Genomic DNA, 17,427 nt, shown 5'->3' on the forward strand with positions numbered 1-17,427 from the left:
AGGGGAGCCGTGTCTGCGGGGGCCGATCGTGTGCTGCGGAGGGGAGCCGTGTCTGCGGGAGCCGATCGTGTGCTGCGGAGGGGAGCCGTGTCTGCGGGAGCCGATCGTGTGCTGCGGAGGGGAGCCGTGTCTGCGGGAGCCGATCGTGTGCTGCGGAGGGGAGCCGTGTCTGCGGGAGCCGGCCGTGTGCTGCGGAGGGGAGCCGTGTCTGCGGGGCCGGCCGTGTGCTGCGGAGGTGGGCCGGCGTGCGGGCGCAGCCCTGGCATCCGCTCGGCGTGGTGGGTGCCGACCGTGGCGCGAGGTGGATGACCTGCCACGGCGGTGGAGGCGATGGGCAGGTACGACGCCGTAGGCAATAGGGTGGAGGGCGCCTGAAGCCTTCCCTCCTCCCGCACCCCGGGCCGGGGAGGCAGCCCGATCGCTCCGCCGTGCCAGAGGCGGGGCCGCGCCGAGGAGTCAACTGCCGTGTCGGACCCGATGCGCCCCCGCGCTTCTCTCCGTACCGCCGTGGTCTGGGAGGTCCTCCAGGACGCCCTCGACCGCCGGGTCAAGGCCACGGGTCGGGAGTCGCTGGACGTCCTCGACACCGGAGGCGGCAGCGGCAACTTCGCCGTGCCCCTCGCCCGCCTCGGCCACCGGGTCACCGTCGTCGACCCCAGCCCCAACGCGCTGTTCGCGCTGGAGCGCCGTGCCGCGGAGGCCGGCGTGGCCGACCGGGTACAGGGCGTGCAGGGCGACGCCCACGGGCTCTTCGACGTGGTCGAGCGCGGCGGCTACGACGTCGTGCTGTGCCACGGCGTCCTGGAGTACGTCGACGACCCCGCCGAGGGCGTCCGCAACGCGGTGGCCGCCCTGCGCACCGAGGGGGTCCTCAGCCTGCTCGCCGCCGGGCTCGGCGGCGCCGTGCTCGCGCGCGCCCTGGCCGGCCACTTCAAGGAGGCCAAGCAGGCCCTCGACGACCCCGACGGGCGCTGGGGCGCGGGTGACCCGATGCCGCGCCGCTTCACCGCCGACCAGCTCACCGCGCTCGTCGAGGCCGCGGGGCTGAGAGTCGGCGCGGTGCACGGTGTACGGGTCTTCGCCGATCTGGTGCCCGGCGTGCTGGTGGACACCGAGCCCGGAGCCCTGGACGCGCTGCTGAAGCTGGAGGCCGCGGCGGCCGAACTCCCGGCGTTCCACTCCGTGGCCACGCAGCTCCACGTGCTCGGTGAGACGCAGGGGGCCGCCGAGGCCTGAGCCGCCCTTGGCGGTGGCCCGTTGATCGGCGTCCCGGCCCGCGGATGGAGTCCGCCACAGGCCCCCCCGATCGAGGCCTTTGCGCCGTATGATCGAAGGACACGGCCCGGCATGACGGGCCGGCCGCCGGGGAATGGAAGCCTCAGCGAGCCGGGTCGGCCATGGCGGATTCGGTTGGCCAATTGGCGCAGAGGGGCGGGTTTCACGGGGGCGATTCCCTGCCTATCCTGAAGGGACCCCCCGGGTCGCCCCGGCGACTGCACGATGAGGAGGACTCCGTGCCGCTCTCGGAGCACGAGCAGCGCATGCTCGAGCAGATGGAGCGAGCGCTGTACGCCGAAGATCCGAAGTTCGCGTCGGCGCTTGAGGGAAGCGGGCTGCGTACGTACACCCGGCGGCGGGTCTACCAGGCGGTCGCGGGCTTCCTCGTGGGTATCGCGCTCCTCATGGCAGGAATGGTCGCCCAGCAGATCTGGGTCAGTGTGGTGGGTTTCCTCGTCATGCTGGGCTGTGCCGTGCTGGCCGTGACCGGCTGGCGCAAGGCCCCCAAGCCGGGCGAGCAGCCCGTCGGCGGCCCGCACGCCCGCCGTCAGGCCCGGCCGAAGCGCTCCATGATGGACCGTATCGAAGAGCGCTGGCAGCGCCGCCGCGACGAGCAGGGCCACTAGCCCGCCGAGCAGCTCCTCAAGACGTGACTGAGGGGGTGACCACCGACGGTGGTCACCCCCTCACGCATGTCCGGAAACCGCCTCCCGGAGGGGCCGGAACCTGCGACAGACGGCATCCCGGAGGAGCCGGGGCGTGCCCGCAACCCGCCTCCCGGAGGGGTCGAACCGGCTCGCAGCCCGCCTCCCGGAGGGGTCGAACCTGCTCGCAGACCGCGTCCCGGAGGGGCCGCGGCCTGTCGGCGGCACCTCGCTGCCGTACCGCCTCAGCCCTGCTGCCCCGACGGCTTGCGCACCGTCGGCCGGGCGGCCGTCGCGCGGGCCCTCAGTGAGGCCCACCAGGCCGAGGCCGCCCACGCCAGGCGCGCGGCCGAGCGCGGGACGAACGTGGCGCGGAGTCTGGTCCCACGGCCGACCGTGCTGCGCAGGGCCTCGGTGATGCGGCGGACGTCCTCCGCGAGGCCCGCTGTGGGGCGCGGCCGCGGAGCGTAGAGGACCTGTTCCACGGCGTCCGCCAGCCGGTGCACCGACGCCGCGGTCACCGGGTCGAGATGCCCGAGGCGGACGATCCGGGCGGCCGCCCTGCGCGGGGTCTGCGACTCGTCGGGCAGGATCCCGAAGTCCCAGGCCGTGTCCGTCAGTTCCTGCCAGACGGCCAGGGTGTGGACCGCCGCGTCCGCTTCGCTGCGTCCGTGCGCGCCGAGCCGGACGGACCGGATCCGCCTCCGCCACAGCAGCGGCGACAGCGGCAGCGCGAGGGCGGCCGGCCCGGCCAGCGTCCACGCCGGCACCGCGTACCACTTCGGGCCGTCGTCGTGGTGCGGGACGGCCTGCGCGGACGGGCTCGCGCACTCCTGCAGCCGCTTCAGCTCCGGCGTGCAGCTCTGGCTCGCCGAGGGCGCGGTGGAGGGCGCCGCGCTTGCCGCGCTGGACGGCGCCGCCGGGGCCGGCAGGGTGCTGCCCGGCGTGTCCGACTGGGTGTACGAGGGCACCGTGCCGCGGGTCGGCGTCGGCTCGAAGCGGGTCCAGCCGACGCCCTCGAAGTACAGCTCGGGCCAGGCGTGCGCGTCCTTCAGCCCCACCGACACCGTGCCGTCGGCCTGCGGGGCACCGGGCGCGAAACCCACCGCGACCCGGGCCGGTATACCGAGTGTGCGGGCCATCGCGGCCATCGCGAACGAGAAGTGCACGCAGAAGCCCTGCTTGTCCTTCAGGAACCGTGCGATCGCCTGAGGGCCGCTGCCCACCTCGACCCGGGTGTCGTACTGGAAGCCGCCGGTCACGGCGAAGTAGTCCTGGAGCTTGACCGCCTGCTCGTAGTGGTTCGCCGCACCGTCGGTGACCTTGCGGGCGGTCCTGGCGACCACGGCCGGCAGCGACGCGGGCACCTTGGTGTACTCGGTCCTCAGACCCGGCGACGGGTCCGGCGCCGTGGCCAGTTGTTGCGCCGTCGGCTGCACGTCCAGGCTCTTCACCTGGTACGTCAGTCCGCGCGTGCTCTGGCCGTGGTCGCCGACGAGCGTCATGCCGACGGGTTCGTAACGCCAACTGCCCTTGATTCGCACGCCGCTCGGCGGATACGGCATCGGCAGCCAGTCCTGGGCGTACCAGTCGGCCGCCGAGATCGTGGTGGTGATCTCCGAGCGCTTGACGTCGCGGCCGAGGCCGGCCGGGGTGGGGAACGGGTCGGGCACGCCGATGATGTGCCGCTGGGACGGCTTCCAGGTGGTGCCGTCGAAGTCGTCCAGGGACACGATCCGCAGATACAGGTCCGAGGTGTCGCCGGTGTCCGCGCGCAGCGTCATCACCGTGCGGTCCTCGTCCACGTTCAGGCTGTCGCGCAGCGACACCAGCGGGTTCACCGCGGAGATCGTGCCGCCGTCCCCGGTGCCCGAGCCGACGCCGGTCCCGGGAGCGTCGAGCAGGCCGCCCTGCATCGCGGGCAGGGTCAGCGGCACCACCAGGGCGATGCCCAGCGCGACCGCGCCGATGCGGCGCCCGGTGCGCACCGGCGCCACCGCGCCGCTCGGATCCCCGCCCGGGGTGCGCGGCGCCCCGCCGAACACCCGGCCCCACTGCGAGAGCCGGTCCCGTCCCTCGGCCAGCAGCAGCATCAGATAGCCGGCGGCCGCGACCAGGAACCACAGCCAGTCGGCGCTGCCGTCGGACAGCCCCGCGGCCACGGAGTACAGCGCGAGCAGCGGCAGGCCCGCGGGGGCCGCGCTGCGGAAGGTCACCGCGAGGGTGTCCACGATCAGCCCGATCACCAGGACGCCGCCGATGAGCAGCAGCCGGATGCCGGGGGACAGCGGCGCCGGTATCGCGTACCGCCCGACGTCGTCCGTGCCCTGTTGCAACAGGTCGGCGAAGTGGCGGAACGCGTCCGGCCCGGGGATCAGCCCGATGAAGGCCTGCGCGCGGGCGAAGACCAGGGTCAGTAGCACCAGCGTGACCAGGGCCTGCGCCGCCACGGTCAGCGGCCGGGCCAGCGGCACCCGCCGGGCCGCCGCGCCCACGCCCGACTGCGCCGCCAGCAGGATGGCGGCCTGCAGGATCCACGTCGCCGGGGAGACCAGCGGCAGCAGGGCGCACGCCGCCATCAGCGTGGCCGCCGTGGCGCACAGCGCCAGTCGTGTCCGCCCGCTCACGACCACCCCTCCCCGATGCCCGTCCCGCTCGACGCGCCGACGCCGGTGCGCTCCCGGTCCGCCTGGCGCCACACCTCGTCCAGCGGGGCGCCCCGCGGCACGCTCACGGCCGTCCAGCCCGCCTCGCGCAGCATCCGCAGCCGCTCCTCCGTCCTGTTCACGGGACCGGGCACGTCGGTCGGTTCCCGCACCCACGCGTCGCTGTCCAGCACGAAGGCGACCGCGCCGCCACTGCGCTGCCGCATCTTGGCGACGATCGCGGCCTGCTCCTCGTCGAGATCGCCGAAGAAGGCCACCAGCAGCCCTTCGTTGCCGCCGCGCAGCACGTCGTACGCCCGGGACAGTCCCCCGCCGTCCGAGTGGTCGATCACCGCGAGGGTGTCCATCATCAGCCCGGCCGCGTCCGCCGACTCCTGGCTCGCGCCCGCGAACCCGTCGCTGCCCTCGCCGGGCACCGAGCTGCCGGTGTCGGTGAGCAACCGCACCGAGAAGCCCTGTTCCAGCATGTGCACCAGAACGGAGGCCGCGCCCGACACGGCCCACTCGAAGGCCGAGTCCGGGCCCGCGCCCCGGAAGGCGAGGCCCCGGGTGTCCAGGAGCACCGTGCAGCGGGCGCGCTGCGGCTGCTCCTCGCGGCGCACCATCAGCGCGCCGTAGCGCGCGGTGGAGCGCCAGTGCACGCGGCGCAGGTCGTCGCCGTAGCGGTACCCGCGCGGGATCACGTCGTCCTCGCCCGCCAGCGCCAGCGAGCGCTGCCGCCCGTCGCCGTACCCCTTGGCCTCGCCGCTCAGGCGCACCGACGGCAGCGGTTCCACGCGCGGGATGACGGTCAGGGTGTCGAACGTCGAGAAGGAGCGGGTCAGTTCGCACATCCCGAACGGGTCGGTCAGGCGCAGCTGCAGCGGGCCCAGCGGATAGCGGCCGCGCAGGTCGGAGCGGACCCGGTAGGACACCTCGCGGCGGCCGCCCGGCTCCACGCGGTCGAGCACGAAGCGGGGCCGGGGGCCGAGCACGTAGGGCACCCGGTCCTGGAGCATCAGCAGGCCCGTGGGCAGCCGCGAGACGTTGTCCATCCGCAGATGGACGCGGGCCTCGCTGCCGGCGGGCACGCGCGCGGGGGACAGACGGCGGCTGCCGGCGACCCGGTAGCGCGTGCGGTAGAGCACGGTCGCGCAGACCAGCGGCAGCACGGCGAGCAGCAGGCCGACCCGCAGCAGGTCGCTCTGCCCCAGGACGTAGGAGCAGATCGCGGTCGCGATTCCCGCGGCCAGGAAGGAGCGTCCGCGGGTGGTCAGACCGGCCAGCGCGGTGCGGAGGCCGCCACCGTCGCCCCGGTCGTCCTCCGCGTGCGCCGTCCCCGGGGTGGTCATCACAGCCTCCGCGGCGGCTGCTGGCCGAACGCCGGCGTGCCGCGGCCCAGGCCGAAGCCGCTCTGCTGCTGGGGCGCCGCCGGCACCGGGGTGCGCTGCAGGATCTCCTGGACGACCTGCTCCGCCGTACGGCGGTTGAGCTGGGCCTGGGCGGTGGGCAGCAGCCGGTGGGCCAGGACGGCCACGGCGAGGGCCTGCACGTCGTCCGGCAGCACGTACTCCCGGCCGCTCAGGGCTGCGGACGCCTTCGCCGCGCGCAGCAGGTGCAGCGTCGCGCGCGGGGAGGCGCCGAGTCTGAGGTCGGGGTGGGTACGCGTGGCGGCGACCAGTTCCACCGCGTACCGCCGGACCGTTTCGGCGACGTGGACGCCGCGCACTGCCTCGATCAGCTTGACGATGTCGTGCGCGTGTGCCACCGGCTGGAGGTCGTCCAGCGGACTCACCCCGCCGTGCACGTCGAGCATCTGCAGCTCCGCGTCCGGGCTCGGGTAGCCGATGGAGACACGGGCCATGAAGCGGTCGCGCTGGGCCTCGGGCAGCGGGTAGGTGCCCTCCATCTCGACCGGGTTCTGCGTGGCCACCACCATGAAGGGGCTGGGCAGCTCGTACGTCTGCCCGTCGATGGTGACCTGGCGCTCCTCCATCGACTCCAGCAGCGCCGACTGGGTCTTGGGGGAGGCGCGGTTGATCTCGTCGCCGATCACGATCTGCGCGAAGACGGCGCCCGGCTTGAACTCGAAGTCCCGGCGCTGCTGGTCCCAGATGGACACGCCGGTGATGTCCGACGGCAGCAGGTCGGGCGTGAACTGGATGCGCCGCACCGAACAGTCGATGGACCGCGCCAGCGCCTTGGCGAGCATCGTCTTGCCCACCCCCGGGACGTCCTCGATCAGAAGATGTCCCTCGGCGAGCAGCACGGTCAGCGAAAGCCGTACGACCTCGGGCTTGCCCTCGATCACTCCTTCCACCGAACTGCGGACCCGCTCCACAGTGGCAGTCAGATCTGTAAGGCTCGCTCGATCGTCATAGGTCGTCACCCGGCCCTCCTCGGCCCTTCCCCAGGCTCTGAACGAGCAGGGGATACCCCAACTTTCCGGACCGACGCTCTGCTGCGCGGACCGGCCCACCCCGAAACACGGACACCACGCGTGAAAAGTTCCGCGTGACGCCACACCCGCATTCTTGTTGCCGTTACTGGTTCGTGTCACTCGCCTGTGGACAACTGGCCGCGATATGTCGGGTCTTACAGCCTTTTGCGTGCGATGGCGGTTCGACGTGTGCGGAATTTCTCGCGGGATGGGCGGGACGGGCGGGCCCCTCAGGCGGGGTCGATCTCGCGCAGCAGACCCGTTTTGACGTCGAAGACGAAACCGCGCACGTCGTCGGTGTGCAGCAGGAACGGCGAGGTGCGCACGCGCTGCATCGACTGCCGTACGTCCTGGTCGACGTCCCGGAAGGCCTCCACGGCCCAGGCCGGGCGCTGCCCGACCTCCATCTCCAGCTCGTGCCGGAACTCCTCGGTGAGGGATTCCAGACCGCAGCCGGTGTGGTGGATCAGGACGACGCTGCGGGTGCCGAGCGCCCGCTGGCTGATGGTCAGCGAGCGGATCACGTCGTCGGTGACGACGCCGCCCGCGTTGCGGATGGTGTGACAGTCGCCGAGCTCCAGGCCGAGCGCATCGTGCAGGTCGAGACGGGCGTCCATGCAGGCCACGACAGCGACCCGCAGGACGGGGCGGGCGTCCATCCCGGGGTCGGTGAACGCGGCGGCATAACGTTGGTTGGCCTCCACGAGGCGATCGGTAACGGTGCCGCCGCCGGTTATGGCGCCTTCGGACCCGGCGGGCACTGCTGCAGAAGTCGTCATACTCATGACGGTACTGGTCACCCGCGTTCCAGTCCTGCTGCGAGAAGGGACAAAGAACGCCACCGTGGCTTGTTGTGAGCGACTCCACACGAAGCGCAAACCTGCACCTGTACGGGTGAATATTTTCGAATTGGGGTGTCGTTGGGGTGTCGCCGATACTCCGACGGGCGACGCGCAGGCCGGTTGATTGACCGGGAGACAGGGTGGACTAAAGTGACGCGAAGCGGGAGGCGTGGCTCTCCCTGCTGGACTGCATTTCCCCGGAGACCCCGGCACACGCACGGACGGTCTCCCCACGTGCGCGGCGCGTACGTACGGCTCGGCCTCCTCCCGCTCCCGGTCGGCTGACGCTTCCGGCGCCGGCAGGCCTCCCCTTCACTGGGGGCACCCCCGGCGTCAACTGGGGGAGGGCGGGGACCCGGTGGTGCGTACGGCCCGCGCCGGACCTGAGAGGGCCCCTTGAGCCAGAGTCGACACGTCCCCGTGATGCTCCAGCGGTGCCTGGACCTGCTGGCGCCCGCTGTGGAGCGGCCGGGAGCGGTGGTCGTCGACTGTACCCTCGGCCTCGGCGGCCACAGCGAGGCGCTGCTCACCCGCTTCCCCGAGGTACGGCTCGTCGGCCTCGACCGCGACAAGGAGGCACTGCGCCTGTCCGGCGAGCGTCTCGCCCCCTTCGACGAGCGGGCCACCCTGGTGCATGCCGTCTACGACGAGCTGCCCGACGTGCTCGCGCGACTGGGCATCCCGCGCGTCCAGGGGATCCTGTTCGACCTCGGCGTCTCCTCCATGCAGCTCGACGAGGCCGACCGCGGCTTCGCCTATGCCCAGGACGCGCCCCTCGACATGCGCATGGACCAGACGGCCGGCATCAGCGCCGCCGAGGTCCTCAACACCTACCCGGCCGGCGAACTGGTCCGCATCCTCCGGGCCTACGGCGAGGAGAAGCAGGCCAAGCGGATCGTGTCCGCGATCGTGCGCGAGCGGGAGAAGAAGCCGTTCACCAACAGCGCCCGCCTCGTGGAACTGATCCGGGACGCCCTGCCGCAAGCCGCCAAGCGCACCGGCGGCAACCCGGCCAAGCGCACCTTCCAGGCGCTGCGCATCGAGGTCAACGGCGAACTCGCCGTCCTGGAGCGGGCGATCCCGGCCGCGGTGAAGGCGCTCGACGTCGGCGGGCGGATCGCCGTGCTGTCGTACCACTCGCTCGAGGACCGTCTGGTGAAGCAGGTGTTCGCCGCCGGCGCCGCCTCGACCGCGCCCCCCGGGCTGCCGGTCGTCCCCGAGCGCTACCAGCCCCGGCTCAAGCTGCTGACGCGCGGTGCCGAACTTCCCACCGAGGAAGAAGTCGCCCAGAACCGGCGGGCGGCACCCGCCCGGCTGCGCGGGGCCGAGCGCATCAGGGAGGACGTCGAGTGAGGCAGGTGACGGGGCGGCCGTACGGGTTCAACGCCGCCCCCCGCGCGGTGGGTGAGTGGGAAGAGCGGACTCGGGGGGACCAGTGAGCAGGAAGCCCGAACTGAGAGGCCGGGCCGCCCGGCTCGCGCGGCTCCTCCCGGCGAACCGGGGACAGGCCGCCCGCACGCCCTTCGTCCTCCTCGTCGTGCTCCTCCTCGGCGGCGGCCTCATCGGGCTCCTGGTGCTGAACTCCGCGCTCAGCGAAGGGGCGTTCCAGCTCGACGACCTGCAGAAGGACACCAAGAACCTCACCGACGAGGAACAGGCCCTCGAGCGGGACATCGACTCCTACTCCGCCCCGGACGCCCTCCAGCGCCGCGCCCACGAGCTCGGCATGGTGCCCGGCGGCGACCCGGCCTTCCTCAACCCCGACGGCACGGTGAAGGGCGTCCCCTCGGCCGCCGCCCAGCAGTCCTCCGTGGAGGAGGCCCCGGTGGCCGTACCACCCGAGGTGCTCGGGACCGCTCTCACCAACAGCACGACCTCGATCGCGCCGCCGACCGCCCCGGAGAACGCCTCGCCCCCCGACCCGGCCCTCACGGCCACCCCGACCCCGCCCCAGCCCGCCACGACCACGACCACGACCCCCGGCAGGTGACGGAAGTGTCCGACAGGGAACCGCCGCGCCGCCGCGTGCCCGGACCCGCCAGGCCGGCCCGCCCCGGCAGCCGGCAGCGCCCCGGCCCCGGCGCCCGCCCGGCCCGCCGCCCCGGCCCGCCCCGCCCCGGGGCCGCGCGCGTCCTCCGGCTCGGCAGCCCCCGCCCGCGCCTGCGCATGGTCGCCCTCGCGCTGACCCTGGTGCTGCTTGTCTTCGTCGTACGGCTGCTCCAGGTGCAGGCCGTCGACGCGAGCGCGTACGCGGCCAAGGCCGACGCGAACCGCTACGTCGTCCACACGCTCGCCGCCGAGCGGGGCAGGATCACCGACCGCAACGGCGTGGCCCTCGCGATCAGCGTGGACGCCGACGACATCACGGCCGACCCCACGATGTTCACGCGCGAGCAGCTGAAGATCGGCGACGGGCCCGAGCAGGCGGCCGCCCTGCTCGCCCCGATCCTCGGCCAGGACCAGGCTGCGATCGCCAAGAAGCTGCGGACGCAGAACACGCGGTACGTCCTGCTGGCGCGCCGCCAGACCCCGCAGGTCTGGAAGCAGATCAAGGACCTGAAGACCGCGCTCGCCAAGAAGGCCCAGACGGACAGGTCCACGGTCAACGTCCTCGCCGGCGTCTTCGCCGACCCCAGCAGCAAGCGCGTGTACCCCAACGGCGACCTCGCCGCCGGGATACTGGGCTGGGTCAACGCCGACGGCCGGGGCGGCGGTGGCATCGAGCAGCAGATGAACAAGCAGCTCTCCGGCAAGGCCGGCAAGGTCCGCTACGCCCAGTCCGGCGGCCGCGAGGTGCCCACCGTGGGCTCCACCGAGACGCCCGCGGTGGCCGGCTCCGACGTGGAGCTCACCATCGACCGCGACATCCAGTGGGCCGCCCAGAACGCCATCACCGAGCAGGTGGAGAAGTCCGGGGCGGACCGCGGCTACGTGATCGTGCAGGACACCCGGACCGGCGAGATCCTCGCCATGGCGAACTCGCCGGGCTTCGACCCCAACGACCTGTCCAAGGCCGACGCGTCGGCGCTGGGCAACGCGGCCCTCCAGGACGCCTACGAGCCCGGCTCCACCGCCAAGGTCATGTCGATGGCCGCCGTCCTGCAGGAGAACGCGGCCACGCCGCTCACGCACGTCGTCGTGCCCAACCGGCTGCACCGCGGCGACCGGCTCTTCCAGGACGACATCGACCACGCGACCTGGTACCTGACGCTCAACGGCGTGCTGGCCAAGTCGAGCAACATCGGCACCATCCTGGCCACCGGGCAGCTGGGCAAGACGCAGGCGCAGGCCAACAAGGTCCTGTACTCGTACCTGCGCAAGTTCGGCATCGGCAACTACACCGGGCTCGGCTTCCCCGGCGAGACGAGGGGCATCCTCGCGCCGCCCGACAAGTGGTCCACTTCGCAGCAGTACACGATTCCTTTCGGCCAGGGCTTCTCCATCAACGCCATGCAGGCGGCGTCCGTCTACTCGACCATCGCCAACGGCGGCGTCCGGGTCCAGCCGACGCTGGTGCGCGGCACCAGGGGCGCCGACGGCCGCTTCACGCCCGCCCCGAGGCCCGCAAAGACGCGGGTCGTGAGCGCGAAGACGGCGAAGGAGCTCGCCGAGATGCTGGAGTCCGTCGTGGACGACGAGCAGGGCACCGGCATCACGGCACGCATCCCCGGCTACCGGGTCGCGGGCAAGACGGGCACGGCCAACCGCGTGGATCCGGCCACCGGCAGGTACCGCGGCTACACCTCGTCGTTCGCCGGGTTCGCACCCGCCGACAACCCCCGCATCACCGTCTACTGCGCGATCCAGAACGCCACCAAGGGCAGCTACTTCGGCGGCCAGATCTGCGGCCCGATCTACAAGCAGGTCATGGAGTTCGCTCTCAAGACCCTCCAGGTGCCGCCGACCGGGGCGCAGTCCGCGAACCTGCCCGTCGACTTCAAGCCGTGACCGGCACCGTGATCCGCACCACCGGACAGACCGACCAGGAACCAGCCCCGTGACAACGATCACCCCGGACCCCGGGAACCGCACCCCGCTCGAGCCCTCGCTTCGCTCGCAGGCGGGTACGCCCGGTACGCTCACCGCCGTGCCACACGCTGATCAGTCCCAAACCACCCAGAAGGGCGCTTCCGTGACCTATCCGGGACCGCCGCGACCGGTTCACGTCTCCGCCACACCCCTCGCGGAGCTCGCCGGTCGGCTGGGTGCCGAGCAGCCGGAGACCCCGCAGAGCGCCGTCGAGGTCATGGGCATCACCCACGACTCGCGCGCCGTGCGCCCCGGCGATCTGTACGCCGCCCTGCCCGGGGCCCGCGCGCACGGCGCCGACTTCGTCACGCAGGCGGTCGGCCTCGGTGCCGTCGCCGTGCTGACCGACCCGACGGGCGCCGCGCGGGCCGCCGCGACCGGCCTGCCGGTCCTGGTCGTCGACGACCCGCGCGGGCGGATGGGCGAGCTGGCGGCCACCATCTACGGCCACCCCGGCCACGACCTGCTCCAGATCGGCATCACCGGCACCTCCGGCAAGACCACCACCGCCTACCTCGTCGAGGGCGGCCTGAAGACGGCCAGGTCCACCGGACTGATCGGCACGGTCGAGATGCGCATCGGCGACGAGCGCATCAAGTCCGAGCGCACCACCCCCGAAGCCACCGACCTCCAGGCCCTGTTCGCGGTCATGCGCGAACGCGGCGTCGAGGCGGTCGCCATGGAGGTCTCCAGCCACGCCCTGGTCCTCGGCCGTATCGACGGCTGCGTCTTCGACATCGGCGTCTTCACCAACCTCAGCCCGGAACACATGGAGTTCCACTCCGACATGGAGGACTACTACCGGGCCAAGGCACAGCTGTTCACGCCGAAACGCAGCAAACTCGGGGTGATCAACCACGACGACGAGTACGGGCGGCGGCTCGCCCGGGAGGCCACGGTCCCCGTCGTCACCTTCTCCGCCGAGGGCCACCCCGACGCCGACTGGCGCGCCGAGGACGTCCAGGTCGGCCCGATGGACTCGACGTTCACCGTGATCGGCCCCGAGGGGCAGCGGATCGCCGCCAAGTCGCCGCTGCCGGGCCCCTTCAACGTCGCCAACACCCTCGCCGCGATCGTCGCCCTCGCCGCCGCCGGCCTCGATCCGCAGGCCGCCGCCGACGGCATCGCCGCCGTAGCGGGCGTGCCGGGGCGGCTGGAGCGCGTGGACGCCGGACAGCCGTACCTCGCGGTCGTCGACTACGCCCACAAGACCGACGCCGTCGAGTCGGTGCTGCGCGCCCTGCGCAAGGTCACCAAGGGCCGCCTGCACGTCGTGCTCGGCTGCGGCGGCGACCGTGACACGACCAAGCGCGCGCCGATGGGCGCCGCCGCGGCCCGGCTCGCCGACACGGCCGTACTGACCTCCGACAACCCCCGCTCCGAGGACCCCCTCGCGATCCTCGCCACCATGCTCCAGGGCGCGGCGTCCGTACCCGTGCACGAGCGCGGCGAGGTGCTCCTCTTCGAGGACCGGGCCGCCGCGATCGCCGCCGCCGTCGCCCGCGCGCAACCCGGTGACACCGTGCTGGTCGCGGGCAAGGGCCACGAGCAGGGCCAGGACATCGCCGGAGTGGTCCGTCCCTTCGACGACCGCCAGGTGCTTCGCGAAGCTATCCAGAAGACCCAGGGATGAACTTGTGATCGCCCTCTCTCTCGCCGAGATCGCAGCAGTCGTCGGCGGGCAGACGCACGACATACCGGATCCGTCCGTCCAGGTCACCGGACCCGTCGTCCGGGACTCCCGGGAGGTGGAGACCGGCAGCCTCTTCGTCGCCTTCGTCGGGGAGCGCGTGGACGGCCACGACTTCGCGCAGGCGGTCGTGGAAGCGGGCGCGGTCGCCGTGCTGGCGTCGCGCCCCGTCGGCGTGCCCGCGATCGTCGTCGAGGACGTCCGGAGCGCCCTCGGCGCCCTCGCCCGCCACGTCGTACAACGGCTCGGCGCGACCCTCGTGGCCCTCACCGGCTCCGCGGGCAAGACCAGCACCAAGGACCTCATCGCCCAGGTGCTCCAGCGCAAGGCGCCGACCGTGTTCACGCCCGGCTCCCTCAACAACGAGATCGGGCTGCCGCTCACCGCGCTCACCGCCACCGAGGAGACGCAGTTCCTCGTGCTGGAGATGGGCGCCCGCGGCATCGGCCACATCCGCTACCTCACCGATCTGACCCCGCCCAGGGTCGGCGTCGTGCTCAACGTCGGCACCGCCCACATCGGCGAGTTCGGCGGCCGGGAGCAGATCGCCCAGGCGAAGGGCGAACTCGTCGAGGGCCTGCCCCCGGCGGACGAGGGCGGTGCCGCGATCCTCAACGCCGACGACCCGTTGGTACGGGCCATGGCCTCCCGTACGAAGGCGAAGGTGATCCTTTTCGGTGAGTCCGGCGAAGCGGACGTACGTGCCGAGAACGTGAGACTCACGGACAGCGGACAGCCCTCGTTCAGGCTTCACACACCCTCCGGTGCAAACGATGTGACCATGCGCCTGTACGGTGAGCACCACGTGTCGAACGCGCTCGCCGCGGCCGCCGTCGCCCATGAGCTGGGCATGTCCGCGGAAGAGATCGCCACCGCGCTCTCCGAGGCGGGCTCCCTCTCCCGCTGGCGCATGGAGGTCACCGAGCGCCCGGACGGCGTGACGGTCGTCAACGACGCCTACAACGCCAACCCCGAGTCCATGCGGGCCGCCCTGCGCGCGCTGGCGGCCATGGGCAAGGGACGGCGGACCTGGGCGGTGCTCGGCAAGATGGCCGAGCTCGGGGACGAGGCGCTCGCCGAGCACGACGCGGTGGGACGGCTCGCCGTCCGGCTCAACGTCAGCAAGCTCGTCGCGGTCGGGGGCAGGGAAGCGTCCTGGCTGCAACTGGGCGCATATAACGAGGGTTCGTGGGGTGAGGAGTCGGTGCACGTGTCCGACGCACAGGCGGCGATCGACCTGTTGCGCAGCGAGTTGCGCCCGGGGGACGTCGTACTCGTGAAGGCGTCCCGTTCGGTCGGGCTCGAGAGCGTCGCCCAGGCGCTGCTCGAGACCGGTGCCGAGGGTGAGGTTGCCGCCCGATGATGAAGCAGATCCTGTTCGCAGGTGTCATTGGCCTCTTCCTGACCCTGATCGGCACCCCGCTGCTGATCAAACTCCTCGCCCGCAAGGGCTACGGCCAGTACATCCGCGACGACGGCCCGCGCGAGCACCACAGCAAGCGCGGTACGCCGACCATGGGCGGCATCGCCTTCATCCTGGCGACGATCGCCGCGTACTTCCTGTCCAAGGTCATCACCGGCTACGCGCCGACGTACTCGGGCCTGCTGGTCCTCGGCCTGATGGCGGGCATGGGCCTGGTCGGCTTCCTGGACGACTACATCAAGATCGTCAAGCGCCGCTCGCTGGGTCTGCGCGCCAAGGCGAAGATGGCCGGCCAGCTGATCGTCGGCATCGCCTTCGCGGTGCTGTCGCTGCAGTTCGCCGACAATCGCGGCAACACCCCCGCCTCCACGAAGTTGTCGTTCATCACGGACTTCGGCTGGACGATCGGCCCGGTGCTGTTCGTGGTCTGGGCGCTGTTCATGATCCTCGCGATGTCGAACGGCGTGAACCTCACCGACGGTCTGGACGGCCTCGCCACCGGCGCCTCCGTGCTGGTCTTCGGCGCCTACACCTTCATCGGCGTCTGGCAGTTCCAGGAGTCCTGCGCCAACGCGCAGACCCTGACCAACCCCAACGCCTGCTACGAGGTCCGCGACCCGCTCGACCTCGCGGTCGTCGCCTCCGCGCTGATGGGCGCCTGCCTCGGCTTCCTGTGGTGGAACACCTCGCCCGCCAAGATCTTCATGGGCGACACCGGTTCGCTCGCCCTCGGCGGTGTGCTCGCGGGCCTGGCGATCTGCTCCCGCACCGAGCTGCTGCTTGCGCTGCTCGGCGGCCTGTTCGTCCTCATCACCATGTCGGTCGTCATCCAGGTCGGCTCCTTCCGGCTCACCGGCAAGCGCGTCTTCCGGATGGCGCCACTCCAGCACCACTTCGAACTCAAGGGCTGGTCCGAAGTGCTCGTCGTGGTCCGCTTCTGGATCATTCAGGGCATCTGTGTGATCGTCGGACTGGGCCTCTTCTACGCGGGATGGGCAGCAGACAAGTGACCTCCTCGGCGCCTTCGGAATTCCAGGGCAAGCACGTCACCGTCGCCGGGCTCGGCGTCTCCGGTGTCCCGGCGGCCAAGGTCCTGCACGGCCTCGGCGCGCACGTCACCGTCGTCAACGACGGCGACGACGAGCGGGCGCGGGCGCAGGCGGCCGAGCTGGAGGCCCTGGGGATCACCGTGCGCCTCGGCGACGGCGACACCCTGCCCGAGGGCACCGAGCTCATCGTCACCGCCCCCGGCTGGAAGCCGGACAAGCCGCTGTTCGCCGCCGCCGACAAGGCGGGCGTCCCCGTCTGGGGCGACGTGGAACTGGCCTGGCGGCTGCGCGGCCCCGACGCTCCCCCCTGGCTGGCCGTCACGGGCACCAACGGCAAGACCACCACCGTGCAGATGCTTGCCTCCATCCTGAAGGCGGCGGGCCTGCGCACGGCCGCCGTCGGCAACATCGGTGTCTCGCTGCTGGACGTCGTGCTCGGCGAGGAGCCCTACGACGTCCTGGCCGTCGAGCTCTCCAGCTACCAGCTGCACTGGGCGCCCTCCCTGCGGGCGCATTCGGCGGCGGTGCTCAATCTGGCGCCCGACCACCTCGACTGGCACGGCTCCATGGAGGCCTACGCCGCCGACAAGGGCCGTATCTACGAGGGCAATCGGGTCGCCTGCGTCTACAACGTCGCCGACAAGGCCACCGAGGACCTGGTGCGCGAGGCGGACGTCGAGGAGGGCTGCCGGGCCATCGGCTTCACCCTCGGCACGCCCGCGCCGTCCGAACTCGGCGTCGTGGACGGCATCCTGGTCGACCGCGCCTTCGTCGAGAACCGGCAGAAGAACGCCCAGGAGCTCGCCGAGGTCTCCGACGTCAACCCGCCGGCGCCGCACAACATCGCCAACGCCCTTGCCGCGGCGGCCCTCGCCCGCGCCTTCGGGGTGCCCGCCAAGGCCGTACGGGACGGACTGCGGGCCTTCACCCCGGACGCCCACCGCATCGCGCACGTGGCCGACGTGGACGGCGTCGCGTACGTCGACGACTCCAAGGCCACCAACACCCACGCCGCCGAAGCCTCGTTGGCATCGTACGAGTCGATCGTGTGGATCGCGGGCGGTCTGGCGAAGGGGGCCACCTTCGACGAGCTGGTCGCGAAGTCGGCAAAGCGACTTCGCGGTGTCGTCCTCATCGGTGCCGATCGCGCGCTCATCCGTGAAGCCCTCGCGCGACACGCCCCCGAAGTCCCCGTCGTCGACCTCGACCGGACCGACACTGGGGCGATGCTCCAGGCTGTCCAGGAGGCGAAGCGGCTCGCACAGCCCGGCGACACCGTGCTGCTGGCCCCGGCCTGCGCCTCCATGGACATGTTCGCCAACTACAACAGGCGCGGTGACGCGTTCGCTCAGGCGGTTCGCGAACTCGGCGCCTGACCCGGCCGCCT

General features: G+C 72.1%; 13 protein-coding genes. 9 read left to right on the forward strand and 4 right to left on the reverse strand.

The features are described 5' to 3' along the window. Positions 1–465: 465 nt before the first annotated feature. Together ABZV31_RS02930 and ABZV31_RS02935 are read left to right on the forward strand one after the other, a co-directional pair. Positions 466–1,236, forward strand: coding sequence for a methyltransferase (locus ABZV31_RS02930; protein ID WP_355887182.1), 771 nt, complete (start codon positions 466–468; stop codon positions 1,234–1,236). A gap of 278 nt (positions 1,237–1,514) precedes the next feature. Continuing rightward, complete coding sequence (locus ABZV31_RS02935; RefSeq protein WP_355887185.1) at positions 1,515–1,904, forward strand: DUF3040 domain-containing protein; 390 nt, start codon at positions 1,515–1,517, stop codon at positions 1,902–1,904. Between the two features lie 263 nt (positions 1,905–2,167). Here the strand turns inward: ABZV31_RS02935 and ABZV31_RS02940 are convergent, their stop codons facing one another. The 4 genes from ABZV31_RS02940 to ABZV31_RS02955 form a co-directional block, all read right to left on the reverse strand. Further along, positions 2,168–4,549 (reverse strand): DUF3488 and transglutaminase-like domain-containing protein, encoded by a 2,382-nt coding sequence (locus ABZV31_RS02940; protein WP_355887188.1) that lies wholly within the window; start codon positions 4,547–4,549, stop codon positions 2,168–2,170. Then, positions 4,546–5,919 carry a DUF58 domain-containing protein gene (locus ABZV31_RS02945; protein ID WP_355887191.1) on the reverse strand — a complete coding sequence of 458 codons (1,374 nt, stop codon included), beginning with the start codon at positions 5,917–5,919 and terminating at the stop codon, positions 4,546–4,548. The genes ABZV31_RS02940 and ABZV31_RS02945 overlap by 4 nt, the downstream gene beginning before the upstream one ends. Next, a complete protein-coding gene (locus tag ABZV31_RS02950) occupies positions 5,919–6,956 on the reverse strand; it encodes a MoxR family ATPase (protein WP_355887194.1) in 1,038 nt (345 codons plus the stop codon). The genes ABZV31_RS02945 and ABZV31_RS02950 overlap by 1 nt, the downstream gene beginning before the upstream one ends. Positions 6,957–7,237: 281 nt before the next feature. Further along, positions 7,238–7,786 carry a carbonic anhydrase gene (locus ABZV31_RS02955; RefSeq protein ID WP_355887197.1) on the reverse strand — a complete coding sequence of 183 codons (549 nt, stop codon included), beginning with the start codon at positions 7,784–7,786 and terminating at the stop codon, positions 7,238–7,240. A 459-nt stretch (positions 7,787–8,245) separates the two neighbouring features. Here ABZV31_RS02955 and rsmH point away from each other — a divergent pair, with 459 nt between their 5' ends. The 7 genes from rsmH to murD all read left to right on the forward strand — a co-directional run bounded on the left by rsmH (position 8,246) and on the right by murD (position 17,416). Then, entirely contained in the window at positions 8,246–9,202 is a 957-nt protein-coding gene (gene rsmH / locus ABZV31_RS02960) for a 16S rRNA (cytosine(1402)-N(4))-methyltransferase RsmH (protein WP_355887199.1), read from the forward strand. Between the two features lie 82 nt (positions 9,203–9,284). After that, positions 9,285–9,839: a septum formation initiator family protein gene (locus tag ABZV31_RS02965; RefSeq protein ID WP_355887202.1), complete on the forward strand. Its 555-nt coding sequence runs from the start codon at positions 9,285–9,287 to the stop codon at positions 9,837–9,839. 5 nt (positions 9,840–9,844) lie between these two features. Continuing rightward, a complete protein-coding gene (locus ABZV31_RS02970; protein WP_355887204.1) occupies positions 9,845–11,797 on the forward strand; it encodes a penicillin-binding protein 2 in 1,953 nt (650 codons plus the stop codon). Positions 11,798–11,846: 49 nt separating this feature from the next. Continuing rightward, positions 11,847–13,511, forward strand: coding sequence for a UDP-N-acetylmuramoyl-L-alanyl-D-glutamate--2,6-diaminopimelate ligase (locus ABZV31_RS02975; RefSeq protein WP_355887207.1), 1,665 nt, complete (start codon positions 11,847–11,849; stop codon positions 13,509–13,511). 4 nt (positions 13,512–13,515) lie between these two features. Beyond that, positions 13,516–14,931 (forward strand): UDP-N-acetylmuramoyl-tripeptide--D-alanyl-D-alanine ligase, encoded by a 1,416-nt coding sequence (murF, locus tag ABZV31_RS02980; protein ID WP_355887209.1) that lies wholly within the window; start codon positions 13,516–13,518, stop codon positions 14,929–14,931. Further along, on the forward strand, positions 14,931–16,001 hold the full coding sequence (gene mraY, locus ABZV31_RS02985) for a phospho-N-acetylmuramoyl-pentapeptide-transferase (protein WP_355887592.1): 1,071 nt from the start codon (positions 14,931–14,933) through the stop codon (positions 15,999–16,001). The genes murF and mraY overlap by 1 nt, the downstream gene beginning before the upstream one ends. Next, the gene (gene murD / locus ABZV31_RS02990; RefSeq protein WP_355887212.1) at positions 15,983–17,416 is read left to right on the forward strand and encodes a UDP-N-acetylmuramoyl-L-alanine--D-glutamate ligase; all 1,434 of its coding nucleotides are present in this window, start codon (positions 15,983–15,985) and stop codon (positions 17,414–17,416) included. Before mraY ends, murD begins: the two co-directional genes overlap by 19 nt. Positions 17,417–17,427 lie beyond the last annotated feature (11 nt).

It is taken from the genome of Streptomyces sp. NPDC005202 (genome assembly GCF_040608235.1).
Lineage (GTDB): Bacteria > Actinomycetota > Actinomycetes > Streptomycetales > Streptomycetaceae > Streptomyces.